The sequence below is a fragment of the uncultured Limosilactobacillus sp. genome (genome assembly GCF_934202705.1).
GTDB lineage: Bacteria > Bacillota > Bacilli > Lactobacillales > Lactobacillaceae > Limosilactobacillus.
Genome location: NZ_CAKPYE010000002.1, coordinates 44621 through 62085, shown reverse-complemented (window position 1 = coordinate 62085; position 17465 = coordinate 44621). Strand labels below are relative to the sequence as shown.

Annotated in this window: 18 protein-coding genes; 11 read left to right on the top strand and 7 right to left on the bottom strand. The window is 43.1% G+C overall.

Annotated features, from left to right (window positions below):
• Positions 1–19: 19 nt before the first annotated feature.
• Together Q0C76_RS01580 and Q0C76_RS01575 are read left to right on the top strand one after the other, a co-directional pair.
• The gene (locus Q0C76_RS01580) at positions 20–1918 is read left to right on the top strand and encodes a M13 family metallopeptidase (RefSeq protein ID WP_295728826.1); all 1899 of its coding nucleotides are present in this window, start codon (positions 20–22) and stop codon (positions 1916–1918) included.
• 30 nt (positions 1919–1948) lie between these two features.
• Complete coding sequence (locus Q0C76_RS01575; RefSeq protein ID WP_295728823.1) at positions 1949–2461, top strand: O-acetyl-ADP-ribose deacetylase; 513 nt, start codon at positions 1949–1951, stop codon at positions 2459–2461.
• Positions 2462–2520: 59 nt separating this feature from the next.
• Here Q0C76_RS01575 and Q0C76_RS01570 read toward each other — a convergent pair whose 3' ends face one another.
• The 3 genes from Q0C76_RS01570 to Q0C76_RS01560 all read right to left on the bottom strand — a co-directional run bounded on the left by Q0C76_RS01570 (position 2521) and on the right by Q0C76_RS01560 (position 5338).
• Complete coding sequence (locus Q0C76_RS01570) at positions 2521–3756, bottom strand: OFA family MFS transporter (RefSeq protein WP_295729262.1); 1236 nt, start codon at positions 3754–3756, stop codon at positions 2521–2523.
• Between the two features lie 160 nt (positions 3757–3916).
• Positions 3917–4384 carry a transcription elongation factor GreA gene (gene greA, locus Q0C76_RS01565; RefSeq protein WP_295728820.1) on the bottom strand — a complete coding sequence of 156 codons (468 nt, stop codon included), beginning with the start codon at positions 4382–4384 and terminating at the stop codon, positions 3917–3919.
• Positions 4385–4396: 12 nt separating this feature from the next.
• Positions 4397–5338 (bottom strand): phosphoglycerate dehydrogenase, encoded by a 942-nt coding sequence (locus tag Q0C76_RS01560; protein WP_295728818.1) that lies wholly within the window; start codon positions 5336–5338, stop codon positions 4397–4399.
• Positions 5339–5419: 81 nt separating this feature from the next.
• Here Q0C76_RS01560 and Q0C76_RS01555 point away from each other — a divergent pair, with 81 nt between their 5' ends.
• From Q0C76_RS01555 to Q0C76_RS01540, 4 genes are all read left to right on the top strand, one after another.
• The gene (locus Q0C76_RS01555) at positions 5420–5749 is read left to right on the top strand and encodes a hypothetical protein (protein WP_295728815.1); all 330 of its coding nucleotides are present in this window, start codon (positions 5420–5422) and stop codon (positions 5747–5749) included.
• A gap of 89 nt (positions 5750–5838) precedes the next feature.
• A complete protein-coding gene (locus Q0C76_RS01550) occupies positions 5839–6636 on the top strand; it encodes a transporter substrate-binding domain-containing protein (protein WP_295728813.1) in 798 nt (265 codons plus the stop codon).
• Between the two features lie 60 nt (positions 6637–6696).
• Positions 6697–7392: an amino acid ABC transporter permease gene (locus tag Q0C76_RS01545; RefSeq protein ID WP_295728811.1), complete on the top strand. Its 696-nt coding sequence runs from the start codon at positions 6697–6699 to the stop codon at positions 7390–7392.
• A gap of 3 nt (positions 7393–7395) precedes the next feature.
• The gene (locus Q0C76_RS01540) at positions 7396–8130 is read left to right on the top strand and encodes an amino acid ABC transporter ATP-binding protein (RefSeq protein WP_295728808.1); all 735 of its coding nucleotides are present in this window, start codon (positions 7396–7398) and stop codon (positions 8128–8130) included.
• Positions 8131–8177: 47 nt separating this feature from the next.
• On the opposite strand, the gene Q0C76_RS01535 is transcribed toward Q0C76_RS01540, so the two are convergent.
• Genes Q0C76_RS01535 through Q0C76_RS01520 form a run of 4 tightly spaced genes read right to left on the bottom strand, consistent with a single transcriptional unit; the run spans position 8178 to position 10693 of the window.
• Positions 8178–8402 (bottom strand): hypothetical protein, encoded by a 225-nt coding sequence (locus Q0C76_RS01535; RefSeq protein ID WP_295728806.1) that lies wholly within the window; start codon positions 8400–8402, stop codon positions 8178–8180.
• Between the two features lie 18 nt (positions 8403–8420).
• Positions 8421–8924, bottom strand: a complete 504-nt coding sequence (locus Q0C76_RS01530) for a YbhB/YbcL family Raf kinase inhibitor-like protein (RefSeq protein ID WP_295728803.1) — start codon at positions 8922–8924, stop codon at positions 8421–8423.
• A 16-nt stretch (positions 8925–8940) separates the two neighbouring features.
• On the bottom strand, positions 8941–9729 hold the full coding sequence (locus Q0C76_RS01525) for a tyrosine-protein phosphatase (RefSeq protein ID WP_295728800.1): 789 nt from the start codon (positions 9727–9729) through the stop codon (positions 8941–8943).
• A 22-nt stretch (positions 9730–9751) separates the two neighbouring features.
• Complete coding sequence (locus tag Q0C76_RS01520) at positions 9752–10693, bottom strand: GDSL-type esterase/lipase family protein (protein WP_295728798.1); 942 nt, start codon at positions 10691–10693, stop codon at positions 9752–9754.
• A gap of 164 nt (positions 10694–10857) precedes the next feature.
• Between Q0C76_RS01520 and Q0C76_RS01515 the strand changes: the two genes are divergently transcribed.
• The 5 genes from Q0C76_RS01515 (at position 10858) to Q0C76_RS01495 (ending at position 17398) form a co-directional block, all read left to right on the top strand.
• The gene (locus tag Q0C76_RS01515; RefSeq protein ID WP_295728795.1) at positions 10858–12027 is read left to right on the top strand and encodes a galactokinase; all 1170 of its coding nucleotides are present in this window, start codon (positions 10858–10860) and stop codon (positions 12025–12027) included.
• Between the two features lie 14 nt (positions 12028–12041).
• Positions 12042–13490 (top strand): UDP-glucose--hexose-1-phosphate uridylyltransferase, encoded by a 1449-nt coding sequence (locus tag Q0C76_RS01510; RefSeq protein WP_295728793.1) that lies wholly within the window; start codon positions 12042–12044, stop codon positions 13488–13490.
• Between the two features lie 18 nt (positions 13491–13508).
• Complete coding sequence (locus Q0C76_RS01505; RefSeq protein WP_295728790.1) at positions 13509–14507, top strand: LacI family DNA-binding transcriptional regulator; 999 nt, start codon at positions 13509–13511, stop codon at positions 14505–14507.
• Positions 14508–14568: 61 nt separating this feature from the next.
• The gene (locus Q0C76_RS01500; RefSeq protein WP_295728788.1) at positions 14569–16452 is read left to right on the top strand and encodes a glycoside hydrolase family 2 TIM barrel-domain containing protein; all 1884 of its coding nucleotides are present in this window, start codon (positions 14569–14571) and stop codon (positions 16450–16452) included.
• Positions 16436–17398: a beta-galactosidase small subunit gene (locus tag Q0C76_RS01495; protein WP_295728785.1), complete on the top strand. Its 963-nt coding sequence runs from the start codon at positions 16436–16438 to the stop codon at positions 17396–17398. Before Q0C76_RS01500 ends, Q0C76_RS01495 begins: the two co-directional genes overlap by 17 nt.
• The last annotated feature ends 67 nt before the right edge of the window (positions 17399–17465 follow it).

Below are 17465 nucleotides of genomic sequence, written 5' to 3'. Positions count from 1 at the left end.
AAACTAAAGGAGCAAAAAAATGAGTTCAATTAATAAAGCACAAATAAAAGATGATTTGTATGAAGCTGTTAATGGTGAGTGGCTGAAGACAGCACAAATTCCAGAGGACAAGCCTGCGACCGGTGGCTTTAATGATTTGGTTGATCAAGTCGATAAACAATTAATGGCCGACTTTGATCAGTTTAGTAAGCAAGCACCTCAAGATCAACGCCTTCAAGAGGCAACAAAGCTTTACCAATTAGCGAAGGATTTTGACCGTCGTGAACAAGAAGGGGTTCAACCACTGCTTCATCGACTGGATCAGTTTAATCGTCTGACTGATTATACGGACTATCAAAGCCACTGGGCACAGTTTATCCTAGAAGGATCAGCTTCTCCAGTTTCGTTTGATATTGATGCAGATATGAAGAACGCGACTGTGTATGCACTTTTTGCTGCTGCTCCAGGGTTGATTCTGCCAGAAAAGAACTACTATGCCAAAGATAATCCACAAGGGCCGGTTCTGCTTAAACAGTGGTCAATGATGACGAATAAATTATTACAAAGGCTGGGTTATGAAGAGGAACAGGCTGAAGTTTTAATTGATGAAACAATCCAGTTCGACTCGTTGTTAGTCCCACATGTGAAAAGTGCAGAAGAGAGTGCTGACTACAGCAAGATGTATAACCCACAGAGCTTGGAAGAATTTGCTGCCCATACTGATCAGTTGGACATCCGCAAAGTGGTGACTGAATTACTAGGGACAGCGCCAGCAAAAGTCATTGTCACTGAGCCCAAGTACATGTTAGCGCTCAACCAGATTTTAAAGGACCACTTTACGATTTTTAAGAGCTGGTTGATCGTTAACGAGGTGTTAGGCCAAGCCGGATTGTTGACAGATGAGTTGCGAACGATTAGCGGAGAATATGGTCGAGCATTGTCAGGAAGCAAGAAGCCAGTGAACCACCGTAAATTTGCTTTTTATCTAACTCGTGGTATTTATAGTCAGGTGGTTGGTGATTATTATGGTCGCAAGTATTTTGGTGCGACGGCTAAAGCTGATGTTACCCACATGGTTAAGCAGATGGTTGGCGTATATAAACAACGGCTAGCTAATAACGATTGGCTCGGGGAAGCCACTAAACAAAAGGCAATTACTAAATTAACTAAACTTGGGATCCAGGTGGGATACCCCGACCGAATTCCAGACTTGTATGATCATCTTAAGGTCGATCCCCAAATGAGCTTATTAGACAATGTGATCCAACTTGGTTTAGTTGCTAATCGAGAATTGTTCAGCCGGTGGAATCAGCCGGTTGATCGGATGCGCTGGGAGATGAGTGCGGCTACTGTGAACGCATATTATCATCCATTTAAGAATATTATTGTGTTCCCAGCAGCAATTCTCCAGGCGCCATTCTATAGTCTCGAGCAAACCAGTAGTGAGAATTATGGTGGAATTGGTGCAGTGATTGCCCATGAAATTTCTCACGCATTTGATAATAACGGCGCACTGTTTGATGAATATGGGAACCTTCACAATTGGTGGACGAAGGCGGATACTGAGCATTTTCAACAGCTAGCGCAGAAGATGATCGATGAATTTAATGGCTTACCGTTTGCTGGGCAGACAGTGAATGGCAAACTAACCGTTTCTGAAAACATTGCTGATGGTGGTGGCTTAAGCTGTGCTTTAGCTGCAGCTCAAGAGGAATTAGATTATTCAGGCCGTGAGTTCTTTATTAATTGGGCACGAATTTGGCGGATGAAGGCAACAACTCAATACATGCAATTATTGTTGTCGATTGATGTTCATGCGCCAAACAAACTCCGGGCTAATGTTCAGGCGCAAAACCAAGATGAATTCTTTAAGATTTTTCATATTCATGAAGGTGACCCAATGTGGAAAGCACGGGATGAGCGTGTGAACATCTGGTAATAGCGCCCGCAAGAGTAGAGATGACGGAAAGTGAAAAAGATTCAAGTTATTCAAGGCGACATTACTCAGTTTCATGGTGACGCCATCGTGAACGCGGCTAATACCACATTAATGGGAGGCGGTGGTGTTGATGGTGCCATTCATCGTGCCGCTGGTCCTGCCCTCTATGCGGCTTGTGAGAAATTTCATGGATGTCCGACTGGTGAGGCGCGCCTTACCGGTGGTTTTGAGTTACCGGCAAAGTATATCATTCATACTCCCGGTCCGGTGTGGCATGGGGGCAATGATGGCGAACCACAATTATTAGCAAGCTCATATCACAATAGCTTGGTGTTGGCGGATCGATATGGTTGTCAAACAATCGCTTTTCCTTCCATTAGTACCGGGGTGTATTCATATCCCATTGATCAAGCAGCCAAAATTGCGATTACAACGATTCTTCATTTTTTACCAACCGCGCACCATCTCCAGGTTGTCACAATGATCTGTTTTGATGATCAGACTACTGAAGTTTATAAAAAAGAACTGCATAATAACGGATAGTAAATTAAAAATGCCGTTCAGTGGATTTTCACTGAACGGCATTTTAGATGAAACGTCAATTAGTGCGCTGATTGCACTGAAGATTTCGTTACAAAGTCTTTTTGAATTCGCACGGAAACAATCATTGCTAACAGGTCGATGATAATGAAAGCGATCAATGTAACATAGTAATTGTGGAGGACTTGATGGGTCCAGGAGAGGAGAACGGGTCCTACCATACCAGCGGCTGCCCAAGCCGTTAGCACATACCCATGAATAGCACCGAGTTCTTTAGTACTAAAAACATCGCTGAGGTAAGCGGGTATCACAGAGAATCCAGCACCATAGCATGACATCAGTAGACAAAGGGCGACGGCAAAAATGAAGGGCTGTTTGAAGAAGATTAAAATTACCAACATGATAATATCAAGAATGAAAATTAAGCTGTATGTGATGGGACGACCGATATAATCAGAAAGGGTAGCCCAAGCTAAGCGACCAAAGCCATTAAACAAACCAATGATACCGACCATGACAGCAGCGGCAGCTGCAGTCATCGACGTCATACTCTGGGCCATCGGTGAAGCCGCTGAAACTAAACCAATTCCAGTAGTGATGTTGATGAAGAACATGAACCACAGGCAAGCAAACCAGCGGGTTTTAACTGCTTCGTTAGCAGTCATTGCTTGGTTGGTGAGGCTGATTTGATCAGCATGTTCGGCAATGACTTGAGGTAGTTCATGTGGCCGCGGTTTGCGGATGAATTGTGCCGTGATAATCATTACCACAAAGTAGAACAGTCCTAAAACATAAAAGGTATTAACCAAACCAATTGTCATAATGAGTCGTAATGCAAAGGGCCCCGTTAGTAAAGCGGCAAAGCCAAAGCCCATAATCGCGAGTCCTGTAGCTAGTCCTCGTTTATCAGGGAACCAACGAACGATGGTTGAAACAGGGGTCACATACCCGGAACCGAGGCCCAGACCGCCAATGACACCATATGCTAAATACAATAACCATAATTGATGTATTTGAATGGCAACACCGGTCAGGGCAATTCCTGAACCGTAAAAGAAACTTGAAATAGTACCGACTGTTGATGGACCAAATTTTTCAACTAATCGTCCCATAAATGCGGCTGACATTCCTAAGAAAAAGATGGCTAGACTAAATGCAAATGAAACACTGGCTTCACGCCAACCGGTTTGCTGAACAATTGGTTTTGTGAACACACTCCATGCATAGACTCCGCCAATCATTAGATGAAAAATGACCCCAGCTATGGCAATTCCGTAACGTTTAAATGATTCCACTATGATTTCTCCTTATAAATACGAATAATTAATCTTTAAAGCGAATTATAATTCGTGCTTTTAAGTTAGCATATGCGTTAATAAAGCGCAATGGTAATTTTTAAAGAAAAAAAGAATGTGGCTAATCTAATTGATAAAAGTCACATTCTCTTAAGTAATTTAATTAATTAATGCTAATAATTTTGACATGATAGGTGCAATCGGGTGCTGCCACTTCCACAATCAAATTGGCCTTTTTACCCATCATGGCTTGCCCAAGTGGTGAATCAAAAGCTAGCTTATGATTGGCCAAGTCAGCTTCGTGAGTACCAACAATTTGGTAGTCGATTTGTGAATGATCATCCATGAATTCAATGGTCACAGTACTTCCCAAATCAATAGTACCATCATTTTGATGATGGATAATTTGAGCATAGGTTAACTGCTTGTTGAGGTAACGAAGCCGGCTTTCTAAGTGGCGGAGGTCGCGTTTAGCGGTGCTATATTCGGTATTTTCTGAGAGGTCACCGAGGGCGCGAGCAGCTTTTAAACGGGCAATTTTCGTAGGTCGTTCCTTTTGAAGGGCGGCAATTTGTAATTCGATTTCGTGGTAGCCCGCGGGGGTCATCTTTTGAAAGTAAATTTCTGCCATTTTATGCTTCCTTTACAGTTGGTTCACTGGCCATTGCGGTTTTTGTCCCTGCAGCACCCGGACAACCTCACTAGCGGCGTCATGACAGCCACGGTCCATGGCATCAATAGTCCCACCGCCAATATGCGGAGTTAAAAAGACGTTCTCAAGTTTCGTGAGTTCATCATTGGCTGGTAACGGTTCTTGCTGAAATGCGTCTAAAAATGCACTGTGAATTTCATGGTTTTTTAATGCAGCAACTAAATCGTCATGATTGACTAGCTGGCCACGACCGAAATTAATTAAAGTGGCAGTCTTTTTCATTTTCTGAAAGGCTTGTTGATTCATCATTTCAGTGGTTTCATCGGTAACCGGCGCACTCAGCGAGACGTAGTCAGCAGTGGCGAAAAGTTGATCTAAGGAAACTTCAGTCCCCACTTCAAGCGCCTTGTGGTGAGCACCGTTATTAATAATGATGTTCATACCAAGCGCAGCAGCTTTTTTGGCGAGGGCATGACCAATTCGACCATAGCCAATGATTCCCAATGTTTGACCGCTAATATCATGGCCGACAGTAGCGTGCCCTTCATCCCATTTTCCTGCCAGTAACAGACGTTGCCGTTGATTGGTGTCGCGTGCAGCCATCAAGATCGCACCAAGAATTGCTTCCGCTACAGAATTGTAATTAGCGTGCGGAGTGATAGTCACCCAAACACCATGTTCAGCAGCGCCAGCTGGATCAATATTGTTATAGCCAACGCCAACTCGCGAAAGAACCTTTAGATGGGGAGTTTGACGATAGGTGGTGTTACTAATTTGGTCGAGCATTATCACGGCCCCTTGAACTTGGTCGCCGTATTTGATTAATGCTTCGTTATTAACATTGTCTACGGGAATCGTTTTGATGTTTGCATCTTGAAAAACTTTTCGACCAGCTTGACGAAAATCGCTGGGAATTAAAACAATTTTTTCCATGGTATCAATCTCCTCGTTCGTTTGCTAACACTATTATGATATGATAAATCTAAGATTTCAATTCTAGGAAGGGTGATGGAAATGAGTTTAGATGTTCCGGAAAATATGGAAGAAGTAGCAATGAAAATTGCTCAGGCGAGTGTTCATGGTCAAAAATTAACGAAAGAAGCGGTGATTATGACCGCTGTTCGTGATATTCTCCAAGCCTATCTGGATGAGGCACTTGAGGGACACTATGACGATGTCAAAATGCTCGACAATGGTACGTTGGTTGTTACTGACGTCATGGGGAGTGAAGCTGGTCGAATTAAGCCGCTAAATGGTAGTTGGGTCAATGATTTTGAACAAAACGCGGATGCGCTCGATGAACGTTTTGCAGATGAAGCCCAAAAAATTGTAGGTCACCGTTAAAAAATGTTGCGGACAGTTGACAATCGTCAACGAAATCTGTACACTTTTACTTATTGAAAGTAAGTGTAGTTTTAAAGGAGGAAACGGTAATGAAACAATGGCTTAAAAGAATCAGTGTGATCGGTGCTAGTTTACTTGCAATGGTGGCACTGGCAGCCTGTGGCCGCACCTCTTCGAGTAATCATCCCGAGTTAGTTAAGAAGGGAACATTGACCGTTGGGCTAGAAGGAACTTATGCACCATATTCTTACCGGAAAAATGGTAAGTTAACTGGATTCGAAGTTGATATGGCCCGCGCGTTAGCAAAGAAGATGGGTTACAAAGTTAAATTTGTGCCAACCAAGTGGGATTCATTAATTGCGGGCGTTGGTTCACACAAGTTTGATATGGCAATTAATAATATTGCAATGACGCCTGAACGGCAAAAGGCTTACCTGTTCTCCACACCATATATTTATTCTAAGACTTCATTGATCATGAAGAAGGATAATAACGATATTAAGAACATTAACGACATTAAAGGGAAGAAAATTGCGGCCGCAACTGGAACCGCGAACGCAGATAACGTTAAGAAGTTCGGCGGTGACAATGTTTCATCGCCAGATTTTGCAACTGCGATGGCCCTCATTCGTCAAGGCCGGGTTCAAGCGGCGATGAATTCTAAAGAAGCGTTCCTTTACTATCAACGAACAAATAATGCTGAGGACTTGAAGGAAATGACAGTGCCAACTAGCAAGATTCCTAGTCAAAAAATCGGCATTTTAATGGCCAAGAATAATAAGGGATTAAAGAAGAAGACAGATCGGGCACTCAGTGAATTACGCAAAGATGGAACTTTGAAACGCCTATCTGATAAGTACTTCCAAGAAAATACCACTGAAAAATAAATGAAAGAGGCCAAGATCGCAAATCAAACGAGCTTGGCCTTTTGTAAAGGGAGAATTAAAATGTGGGACATTATCAAATCAACTACGCCGGAGATTTTATGGGCCGGCATTAAATATACAATTCCGATTGCTGTAATTTCATTCATCATTGGTTTGGTGATCGCGGTCGTGACCGCTTTAGTCAAAACCTCCCATCCACGAGGTAATGTGGCAATTAAGGGGCTCTGGCAACTCCTTAAAGCAGTTTTTTCATTCTATGTCTGGTTATTCCGCTCCACACCGTTGATTGTTCAATTATTTATTGTGTTTTATGGGTTACCCAACGTTGGCATCCAGCTGAATGCTTGGACTGCTGGAATCTGGACTTTCTCGCTTAATACGGGGGCCTATGCTTCGGAAACAATTCGGGCGGCGATTAGTTCGATTCCCCAAAGCCAGTGGGAAGCAGCTTATTCGATTGGGATGACCTACCGGCAAGTATTGTTTAAAATCATCTTTCCGCAGGCGTTTCGGGTAGCAATCCCGCCGTTGTCAAATTCCTTTATTGGCTTAGTTAAAGATACCTCATTGGCTAGTACCATTACCATTGCGGACATGTTTTTAGTTAGTCAGCAGATTGCTTCGCATAATTATCAACCGCTTTTGATGTATTCAATTGTGGCGGTGGTCTATGCAGTTTTCTGTTCATTACTCACTATTTTGCAGTACTACATGGAAAAACGGCTGTCACGATACATTACGTCGGAGGGGGAATAATTAATGATAAAACTTAGTCATGTTGATAAGCAGTATCAGGAACATCACGCATTGAATGACGTGAGTGTCGAATTCCCTGACCATCAAACAACGGTTATTTTAGGACCATCTGGAGCCGGCAAGTCCACGCTGTTACGTGCGATCAACCTTTTGGAACGACCGCAATCTGGCACGTTGCAAATTGGGAATTTGAAATTAAATTATGCGGCTGATTTATCGAACCGGGAAATTCTCCGAATGCGTCGACAGACTTCAATGGTATTCCAAAGCTGGAATTTATTCCCGAATTTAACGATTCTGGAAAACATTACCGAGGGACCAATTTATGTTCAAGGATTGAGTCAAAAGGAAGCTGAGCAAAAAGCTCATCAACTACTTCAACAGGTTGGCTTAGATGGGGTTGCTAACCGCTACCCAAATCAGTTGTCGGGTGGGCAACAACAGCGGGTCTCAATTTGCCGAGCCTTAGCGTTAGCCACGTCATTTATTCTCTTTGATGAGCCGACCAGTGCTCTGGATCCAGAGTTAGAAGCGCAGGTCTTACGGGTATTACAGGATTTATCTCAGCAAGGACATTCGATGATTGTGGTCACCCACAACATGGAATTTGCGCGTAAGGTTGCAGATCAGATCGTCTTTGTTGAAAATGGTCAAATTGAATTTTCCGGGACGAGTGATGAATTTTTTAATCACCCAACACCGCGTATTCAAGAATTTTTGGAAGCAATGAAATTTTAATTAATAACGGGGGTCGATATAATCATCGACCCCCGTTATTAATTAATTTACATCCGTTTCTTAATTTCATAAGTTTTGGTGGTTCCATGTGGTTCTTGCTTTGCATCATGGGCGTAGAAAATTGCGTATTCTTCATTATCCTTGTCTTTGGCAATTACTAAGTCATCGACTTTGCGTTCCTTTTTGAAGATTTGGCCTTTCCGGATGGCTTCATTATAGTCATGAATGTTAGCAATTGAATCACCGGGGTTAAAGAAAATTCTTGTTTCCATTAGTTCTCACTTCCTTTGTTAGTTAGCTCTTGATGGTAGTGTAACGGTTGCTTGATCCAGAATGTGGTCCTTAGCAGCAGACAGAAATTCATTTAACCAGTAGCCGTTTTTAAGTGGCAGAATTTGATCTAAAGCGAAGACAGTTAACTGGTAGTCATGGGTTTTGTCAGGTGGTGTGGGACCAATATAACCAGTTTGTGGTTGTCCGTTTACAAACTGACTAGCATTACTATTTTTTCCTTGGATAAAGCGGTCTTTAAATGCCAAACTTGCATTTTCTGGGATGTCCTGCCAATCACCAGGAATATTGGTTGCAATCCAGTGAATCCATGTAAACCCACACACGGGAATCGAATCATGGTCGACTAGCGTGAGCGCGAAAGCTTTTGTTCCTGCCGGTGGATCACTAATGGTAATTGGAAATGAAGTTACTGGTTGACGACCGATTTTATTTTCTGACGGGGCAAACTTACCATACTGATCAGGTAACAGCCCATTGACTAATTGAACATTGATTTCCATTTAAAAATCCCCCTAATTACTGAAGATATTGTTGTCGTAGATCTTTTAAGTCACCATCCGTAAGCTGCAATGCTTGATGTAAATAATTGTTCATTCCACCGTACTGCTCTTCAATGACGTGGCGGGCTGCTGATAAGTAACTCGGATCAGCAGTCCAGAGGGCAGTATAGTTGTCAATTAGGATGGTAGAATGCTGGGCAGCACGGAGCATTGCTTGACGACCGTTCAGAAAGTTTTTTAGTGCGGTATTAGTTAGTAAGTAATCTTTTTTGGCGATTGCCGGGCTTACTTCTAATGCGCGGAGAATCAGGCAAGCACTCATTCCAGTGCGGTCCTTACCAGCAGTGCAGTGGAAGAGGATCCCTTGATCGTTAGGGGCTGAAAGTAAATGCTCAAAAATAACGCGAAAAGCGTTTGCAGCATGAGAACTTCCCATCATGTCATGATAAACTTTCTGCATATGTTTTCGACCAGCTTGTGGAGTTTGCTGAAGTTCCTCATCTAACTTATTTACACTTTTGGAGGAATCAGTAACGTCGCGTTGAAAGACCGGATTGGCCAAGTATTGAATTTGGTGGGGAAGCTGATCTGGTGCGGCAGTGGTTTCTTCTTTTGAACGGAGGTCAATATCAGTGGCAATGTTTAACGTCAATAATTGATTTTGATCTGTGTCGGAAAGCTGACTAAGTTTGTCGGACCGGAAAATTTTACCCCATTTGACTGTTTTGCCATTTGTGGTTGGATAACCACCAAGGTCGCGAAAGTTATGGGTATTCAACAGTGGAATCATTCGTTGATGAGCCACCAGATCACTTCCTTTCTTTCGTCTATTGTACCAGTTGTCGAATTGCCTGTGCAAAATGCTGACCGGCAGCCAGTGAACCAAATGAATCTGGATGAAGACCATCAATTGTTGATGGGCACCAGTGCTTGGTAGTAATGACTGGGATGTTCATTGTTTTGCCAATTTGCGTAATTTCAGAGGAGAAACTTTGCAAAAATGGTATCATCAGTGCCACTGGACACTGATAACGGTTCTGAACGGCACGGACATAATTGAGATATGCTTTGTAAAACCGCTGAGCAGAAAAGCGCCGATCATTAACACCGAGAGCAATTAAAACCCAATCGAAATGTTTTGCTGGAGCAATTAATTTGTGATTCGTGTGGTTTAACCAGCTCAATGCAGCTGGTACGCTACCAGTTCCGGGTCGTAACACACCAGCTGCAGAATAAGCAATTCGGTGAATTTCAATCTTTGGTAACTGGTCTTGGGCAACGGCGAGGTAATTACTTTCTGGACGATAATCAACGCTAGCGTGTTTCCCATTCACCCAACAGCCAGCGGTAATGGAGTCACCAAGTACCAAAATTTGCTGATTTTTAGTTAATGGTTTAATAATTGCCTGATCATTAACGATGATTCCCGTAATTGTGAAACATTGATTTTGCGTCCAGACATTATCGAGATCACAATTGCCACCAGTCATAATCGAAACCTGATGATTAGCAGGGGAAAGTGATAGTTGAAACTTATGGTTAGTGGCTGGCCAGCGTTGCCAGGGTCCGTTATCGACTCGACAGGTAAAAATCTGGCTGGGTGAAAGCGGATTGGCATTGTTGACGGTATGAATCATTAAATTTTGACAATTTTCAATGGTGAAGTTTAGGGATGCCCCTAGTAATGGGGTCATTAATGATTGTTTATGGACGAACCATCGACCAGTGGGCTGAACTGCTGTGAGAATTTCTTGGGGAGATAGTTTCATTCGATCACTCCTTACGAATGCTTTTTATTATTGTACCGCATTGGGAACATGACTGTTTCACGTGAAACCAAAAACGGACGTTGACCAACACTCAAAAAGGGTTTACTATGAATTTAGTAAAATTTTACTAAAGAACTTTACGACGATTACAACGGAGGATGCTCATGGAAAAGCAAGCATTACTGGATGGATTCCAAAAAGTATTTCAGCGCCCAGGACAGGACATTTTTTTCTCACCAGGAAGAATTAATTTAATTGGTGAACATACTGACTATAATGATGGTCTGTCAATGCCATGTGCGATCAGTTTAGGAACTTATGGTGTTTTTGCACCACGGGATGATGAAAAGGTTGAACTGTATTCGGAAAACATTAAGGGAGACATTGTTTCGTTCCCGGTTACTGACCGTTTTCCAATTGTCAAAGACTCAGAGCAGTGGGCGAACTACCCAAAGGGCATGTTGGCATACCTACGCCACGAAGGTTACTTGATTGACAAGGGGTTCAGTCTCTATATTTATGGTAATTTACCATATGGTTCTGGATTATCATCTTCAGCGTCAATTGAAATGCTGATGGGTGAAGTGCTAAAAGATGAGTTTAATTTACCAGTTAGTAACATTGACCTAGCAAAGTTAGGTCAACGAACGGAAAATGACTTTCTTGGCCTCCGTTCGGGAATTATGGACCAGTTTGCTGTTCGGATGGGAAAGAAAGATCATGCTGTTTTACTTAATAGTGCGACATTAAGTTATCAGTATAAGTCCATGGATGACCCGAACTACACGTTAGTAATTATGAGTACTAATAAGAAGCACTCGCTTGCCAACTCAGCGTACAACGAACGGGTTAAACAAAGCCATGAAGCACTACGCTTGCTCCAACAAAAACTCGGGATCACTTCCTTGAGTGACCTCGACTTTAAAACTTTCGAAGCTTATGACTACCTCATTAACGATGCGGTACTACTGCGTCGAGTTCGCCATGTGGTAACCGAAAATGAACGGACCCGTGAAGCAACCAAGGCAATGCAGGTTGGTGATATGGAACGACTTGGTTGCCTAATTAATGCTTCACATGTTTCATTAGCCTATGACTACGAAGTCTCCAGCTTTGAACTAGATACACTAGTAAATACTGCTTGGCAATTGCCAGGGGTTGCAGGAGCCCGAATGATCGGTGGCGGTTTTGCTGGTAGTGCGATTGCCCTAGTTAAAAAAGATCAAGTTGCTAACTTAAAACAGCAAGTTGGTGAAGAATATCGTAGTAAAGTCGGCTATGATGCCAGTTTCTTTGACGTTGAAATTGTTGATGGACCTCGACAATTAGATTAAGGAGCGCGAATCAAATGATGTTATTTGAACAATTTGCTAAACAGGCAGTGGATAGTGGGCGATTTGCCCCGTTGGACCAAATTTATGTTATGAATAAGGTTCGCGCCTTGGTTGGTGATGAAGATGTGACCGCAGATGATCGACCAGTCGTCGATCATCTGGTTGCCTTAGCTGTTCAACGGGGGAAAATTGATGACGGAGTGACAGCTCGCGAAATTTTGAGTGATCAATTGTATGATTTGTTAACCCCAACGCCAGCAGCGGTGAATGCCGCTTTTTGGAATCGGTATGTTGAATCGCCAACGATGGCAACGGATTGGTTTTATCAACTTTGCATCAACAATAATTACGTTAAAGCTTCGGCAATTAAACGAAATATTGAGTTTACCAAGCAGGTGCAAGACGGTAACCAGTTAGAGATTACCATTAATCTTTCTAAACCCGAAAAGGACCCAAAGGCGATTGCGGCGGCTGCACATGCGACCGGAAAAAAGTATCCGCAATGTGCACTTTGTATGGAAAATGAAGGGTACCTTGGTCGACTGGATCACGCAGCACGGAGTAACCACCGCATTATTCGAATGATGATCGGTGGCCATCCATGGGGGTTCCAGTATTCCCCATATGCCTACTTTAATGAACATTGTATTTTTCTCGATGCCAAGCATGAACCAATGCAAATTAATCAACAAACGTTAATTAACTTGATGGAAATTGAAAAACAGCTGCCACATTATTTTGTTGGTAGTAATGCCGATTTGCCGATTGTTGGTGGATCAATGCTGGCTCATGAACATTATCAAGGTGGTAAACACGTCTTTCCAATGATGAAGGCCAAGCTTCGCCAATCGGTTGATTTTGCCGATTATCCAGACGTTAAAGCCGGAATTGTAGACTGGCCAATGAGTGACCTGCGTCTGAGCAGCAGTAATGATCTAGAATTAATTAATCTAGGTACACACATTATTAATAGCTGGGACCATTACAGTGACGAAACATTGCAAATTAAAGCGTTTGACGGTGCAACTCGTCACCATACGGTAACGCCAATTATGCATCGGGAAGGCGATCAGTTTGTCTTAGATCTCGTGTTACGGGACAATAATACAAGTGATCAATATCCGCTAGGAATTTTCCATCCGCACAAAGAGCTCTGGCATATCAAAAAGGAAAACATCGGGTTAATCGAAGTGATGGGACGGGCAATTTTACCGGCCCGTCTCAAGGGTGAATTAGCCGAAGTTAAGAGGTTTTGGTTAGGTCAAGATAATCACATTGCTGACAGTCATTTGCCGTGGGCCAAGGCAGTACAAGCAAAGCGATCAATTAATCCTAATAATGTTAATGAGGTGCTTAAAGAAGAAGTGGCCCAGGTTTTTGCTGATGTATTGGCTGATGCGGGGGTATTTAAGAATGATGCTGTGGGACGTGCCGGCTGGCAACGGTTTATTAATCAACTTTAGCGGAGCAGGAGGGATTTTGTGGCAGTAACATTAAAGGATATTGCAGACCGGGCTGAAGTTTCGCTGGCAACGGTTTCTCGTGTTTTAAACCATGACCCGAAATTATCGGTAAGTGAAAAAACCCGACGCCGTGTTCTAACGATTGCGGATGAACTTTCTTACACTAAAAAACATCATCAGCAGGATGCCCAACAATCTGCACAAATTGGGATTGTTGAATGGTACCCACAAGAAACGGAGCTTCGCGATCTTTATTATCTCAGTAGTCGGCTTAATGTTGAGCGGGCTGCTCGAGCGGTGGGATTGAAAACTGTCACTATCTTTGCGGACCAGCTTGACCAAATTCCAGACACTTTAGCAGGAATTATTGCGATCGGTAAGTTTAGTCAACAGCAGCTCCAACAGTTACGCTCGATCACGTATAATGTTGTCGTTCTTGATCATGACGAGTTGGCAAACGGTTATGATTCGGTAATTCCGGATTTTCATGGTGGCATTCGTCAAGCTGCTGACTATTTAACGACACACTATCAGCATATTGCGATGATTGCTGGTCAAGAAAAAACGCAGGATGGTGAGTTAGTTTTTGACGACCGTCAACAGGTTTTTGAATTAGCGTTACGGAGTCGACAGTGTTATAATAATAAACTTTTCGTGACCGGTGACTATTCAGAACAAAGCGGTTATGAGTTAATGAAGCAACTGCTGACCGCTAAGCCGCAGCCAGACGCGGTCTTCGTCGCTAATGACGCTATGGCGGTGGGGGCCCTCCGTTATCTGCATGAAGCAAACGTTCGTGTCCCTGAAGAATTAGCGATTATGAGTTTTGGTGATACGACACTCACCCACTACACATATCCACCGTTAACCGCCATTCGGGTGTCAATTGATGAAATGGCAACCATGGCCGTTCAACAAGTCAAAATGCGACGGGGAAGTCAAGACTTTACGCCGACGCGGGTCGTAGTTGGAACCAAGTTAGTAGAACGCGCGTCCACAAAAAAATCGGCTGAGTAAGACCCCAGCCCTTTTATTTAATAGTAAAATGAAAGCGATAACATAGTAAGGAGGAATTTAGATGCAAGCAACAATCGCATGGTTAGATGATCCACGAGTTTTTCGGGTTAACCAAATAGCGGCGCACAGTGATCATCAATGGTACCAAGATTACCGTCAATTAACGCTGCACCAAAGTGGGTTTGATCAATCGTTAAATGGCCAATGGCGGTTTCAATTTGCTAAAACGCCAGAAGACCGTCCACAAGATTTCATGCAACCAGACTTTGATGACCATAATTGGGATCAAATTACGGTACCCAGTATGATTGAACTAAATGGTTATGCACAAAACCAGTACATCAACACTTTATATCCGTGGGAAGGGCATCATTTCCGGCGGCCCGCTTTTACAAATGGGCAAGGATTGGTTCCGGGACAGTTCTCCGCGGCTACTGATAACACGGTTGGCTGCTATCGCACGCATTTCACCTTACAGCCTGGCTTACGTGGCCATCATGTCCGGATTCAATTCGCTGGAGTTGAGCGAGCAATGTATGTTTGGCTAAATGGTCAATTTGTTGGATACGCGGAAGATAGCTTTACCCCGAGTGAATTCGATTTAACACCATATTTGCGTGAAGCTGATAATATCTTGGCGGTAGAAGTTTTTAAACATAGCACAGCGTCCTACTTAGAAGATCAGGACATGTTCCGCTTTTCTGGGATTTTTCGTGATGTGACCTTACAGGCGATACCAGAAACGCATGTTGAAGATTTATTGATCTTACCGACAGTTAATGATGATTATGCATCAGGTAAACTCGCGGTGCATTTAAAACTGGTTGGCAGCTTGACTGGATCGGTTACGATCACTGCTAAAGATCAAGCGGGGGGAACCATTTTACGGACAGATCACGATGTTGCACCTGATCTAATCGTAGAGTCTGGTGAGATTGCACCGATTCACTTATGGGATTATCAAAATCCATATCTATATCAACTTGAAGTAACGGTGTTTGATCGCCATGGACAACTGCTCGAAGTGGTTCCATATCAATTTGGCTTCCGGCGGGTCGAAATTAATGGAGATCAGGTTTTACAGCTGAACGGTCACCGCCTGATTATCAATGGTGTTAATCGTCATGAATGGAACTGTCGTACCGGCCGGTGTATTACGTTGACAGATATGAAACGAGACCTCGCCATCTTCCACGAAAATAATATTAATGCGGTCCGGACCTGCCACTATTCTGATCAAATTCCGTGGTATTATCTCTGCGATCAGAATGGTATTTATATGATGGCGGAGAATAATTTGGAATCGCATGGGACGTGGCAAAAAATGGGGGCAGTGGAACCTTCAGATAATGTTCCGGGTTCTGTGCCAGAATGGTGTGATGTAGTGCTGGATCGGGCCAGAACTAATTATGAGACCTTTAAAAATCATCCAAGTATCCTTTTCTGGTCGCTCGGTAACGAGTCATATGCCGGCGATAACATTGCAGCAATGCAAAAGTTTTACAAGGAACATGATCAGACCCGCTTGGTTCATTACGAGGGAGTTTGTCAAGCACCACAGTATCGGGATCAAATTTCTGATTTTGAAAGTCGAATGTACTTACCGCCAGAAGATGTTGAAGAATATTTGAAAAATCACCCAGATAAGCCGTTTATGGAATGCGAGTACATGCATTCAATGGGTAATTCGGTTGGTGGAATGAAGACATACGTTGATTTAATCAAAAAGTATCCAACTTACTGTGGCGGCTTTATTTGGGACTTTATCGACCAGGCGATTCAAGTTCGAGACCCATTAACCGGCCAATTGGTGATGCGGTATGGTGGTGATTTTGATGATCGTCATACCGATGCTGATTTCTCTGGTGATGGACTGATGTTTGCCAACCGGGTACCAAAACCCGCAATGCAGGAGGTGAAGTATTACTATGGTCAACTCAAATAGAATGCACGTTGTTTATGGTGATGGGGTGCTCGGATTGCATCACGACCATTTTGAATACCTGTTTAGTTATGAACGTGGTAGTTTGGAATCGATGAAAATTGATGGACGAGAGTGGTTATACCGACCAATTTATCCCACTTATTGGCGAGCAAGCACGAGCAATGATCTCGGTAATGGTTTCTCATATCAGAGTGCTCAGTGGATGGGTGCGGATGTTTTTCCAAAATGTACAGGGATTGATTTAACCGTTGATGGTCGACACTTTGCTGATTTGCCAATCGCCCCAATGAATAATCAATTTTCTGACAATGAACAGGCTCAACGGGTCGTCGTTTGCTTCACTTACACTACTGCCACCAGACCAGCAACTCAGGTTACGGTGAAATATGTGGTGGAAGCCAATGGAGAAATCATGGTGACTGCCCATTATCATGGTTGTGAAGGATTGCCTAGCTTACCAATTTTTGGCTTGCGCATGGTCATGCCGACAGCAGCTACCAGATATCAGTACACGGGCTTGTCAAATGAAACTTATCCCGATCGATTAGCTGGTGGACAACAGGGAACCTATAACATTGCTGGGATGCCGTTAACGCCATATTTAGTTCCTCAAGAAATGGGAATGCATATGAAAACGGAACAATTAATTGTTACACGTGAAACAACCCTTAATAATGCAGACCAGACGAAAAGTCCATTTCAACTTAGAATTGACCAACAAGGACAGCCGTTTAATTTTAGTCTCCTTCCATATACCGCCCAAGAGCTGGAAGCGGCTACCCATTTGGAAGAATTACCGGTGGTGCGCCGTGCGGTATTAGTGCTGGCTGGTGCAGTACGCGGAGTTGGTGGAATTGACAGCTGGGGAGCAAATGTTGAACCAAAATACACAGTTCCTGCAAACCAAGATTATCAGTTTAGTATTCGATTAAATAAGCAAAGTTAATTTGGTTGTGGATGTTAAATTAATTGAAAAATTAGTTAGGATAATGATCAGTTAAAAAAGGATTCCA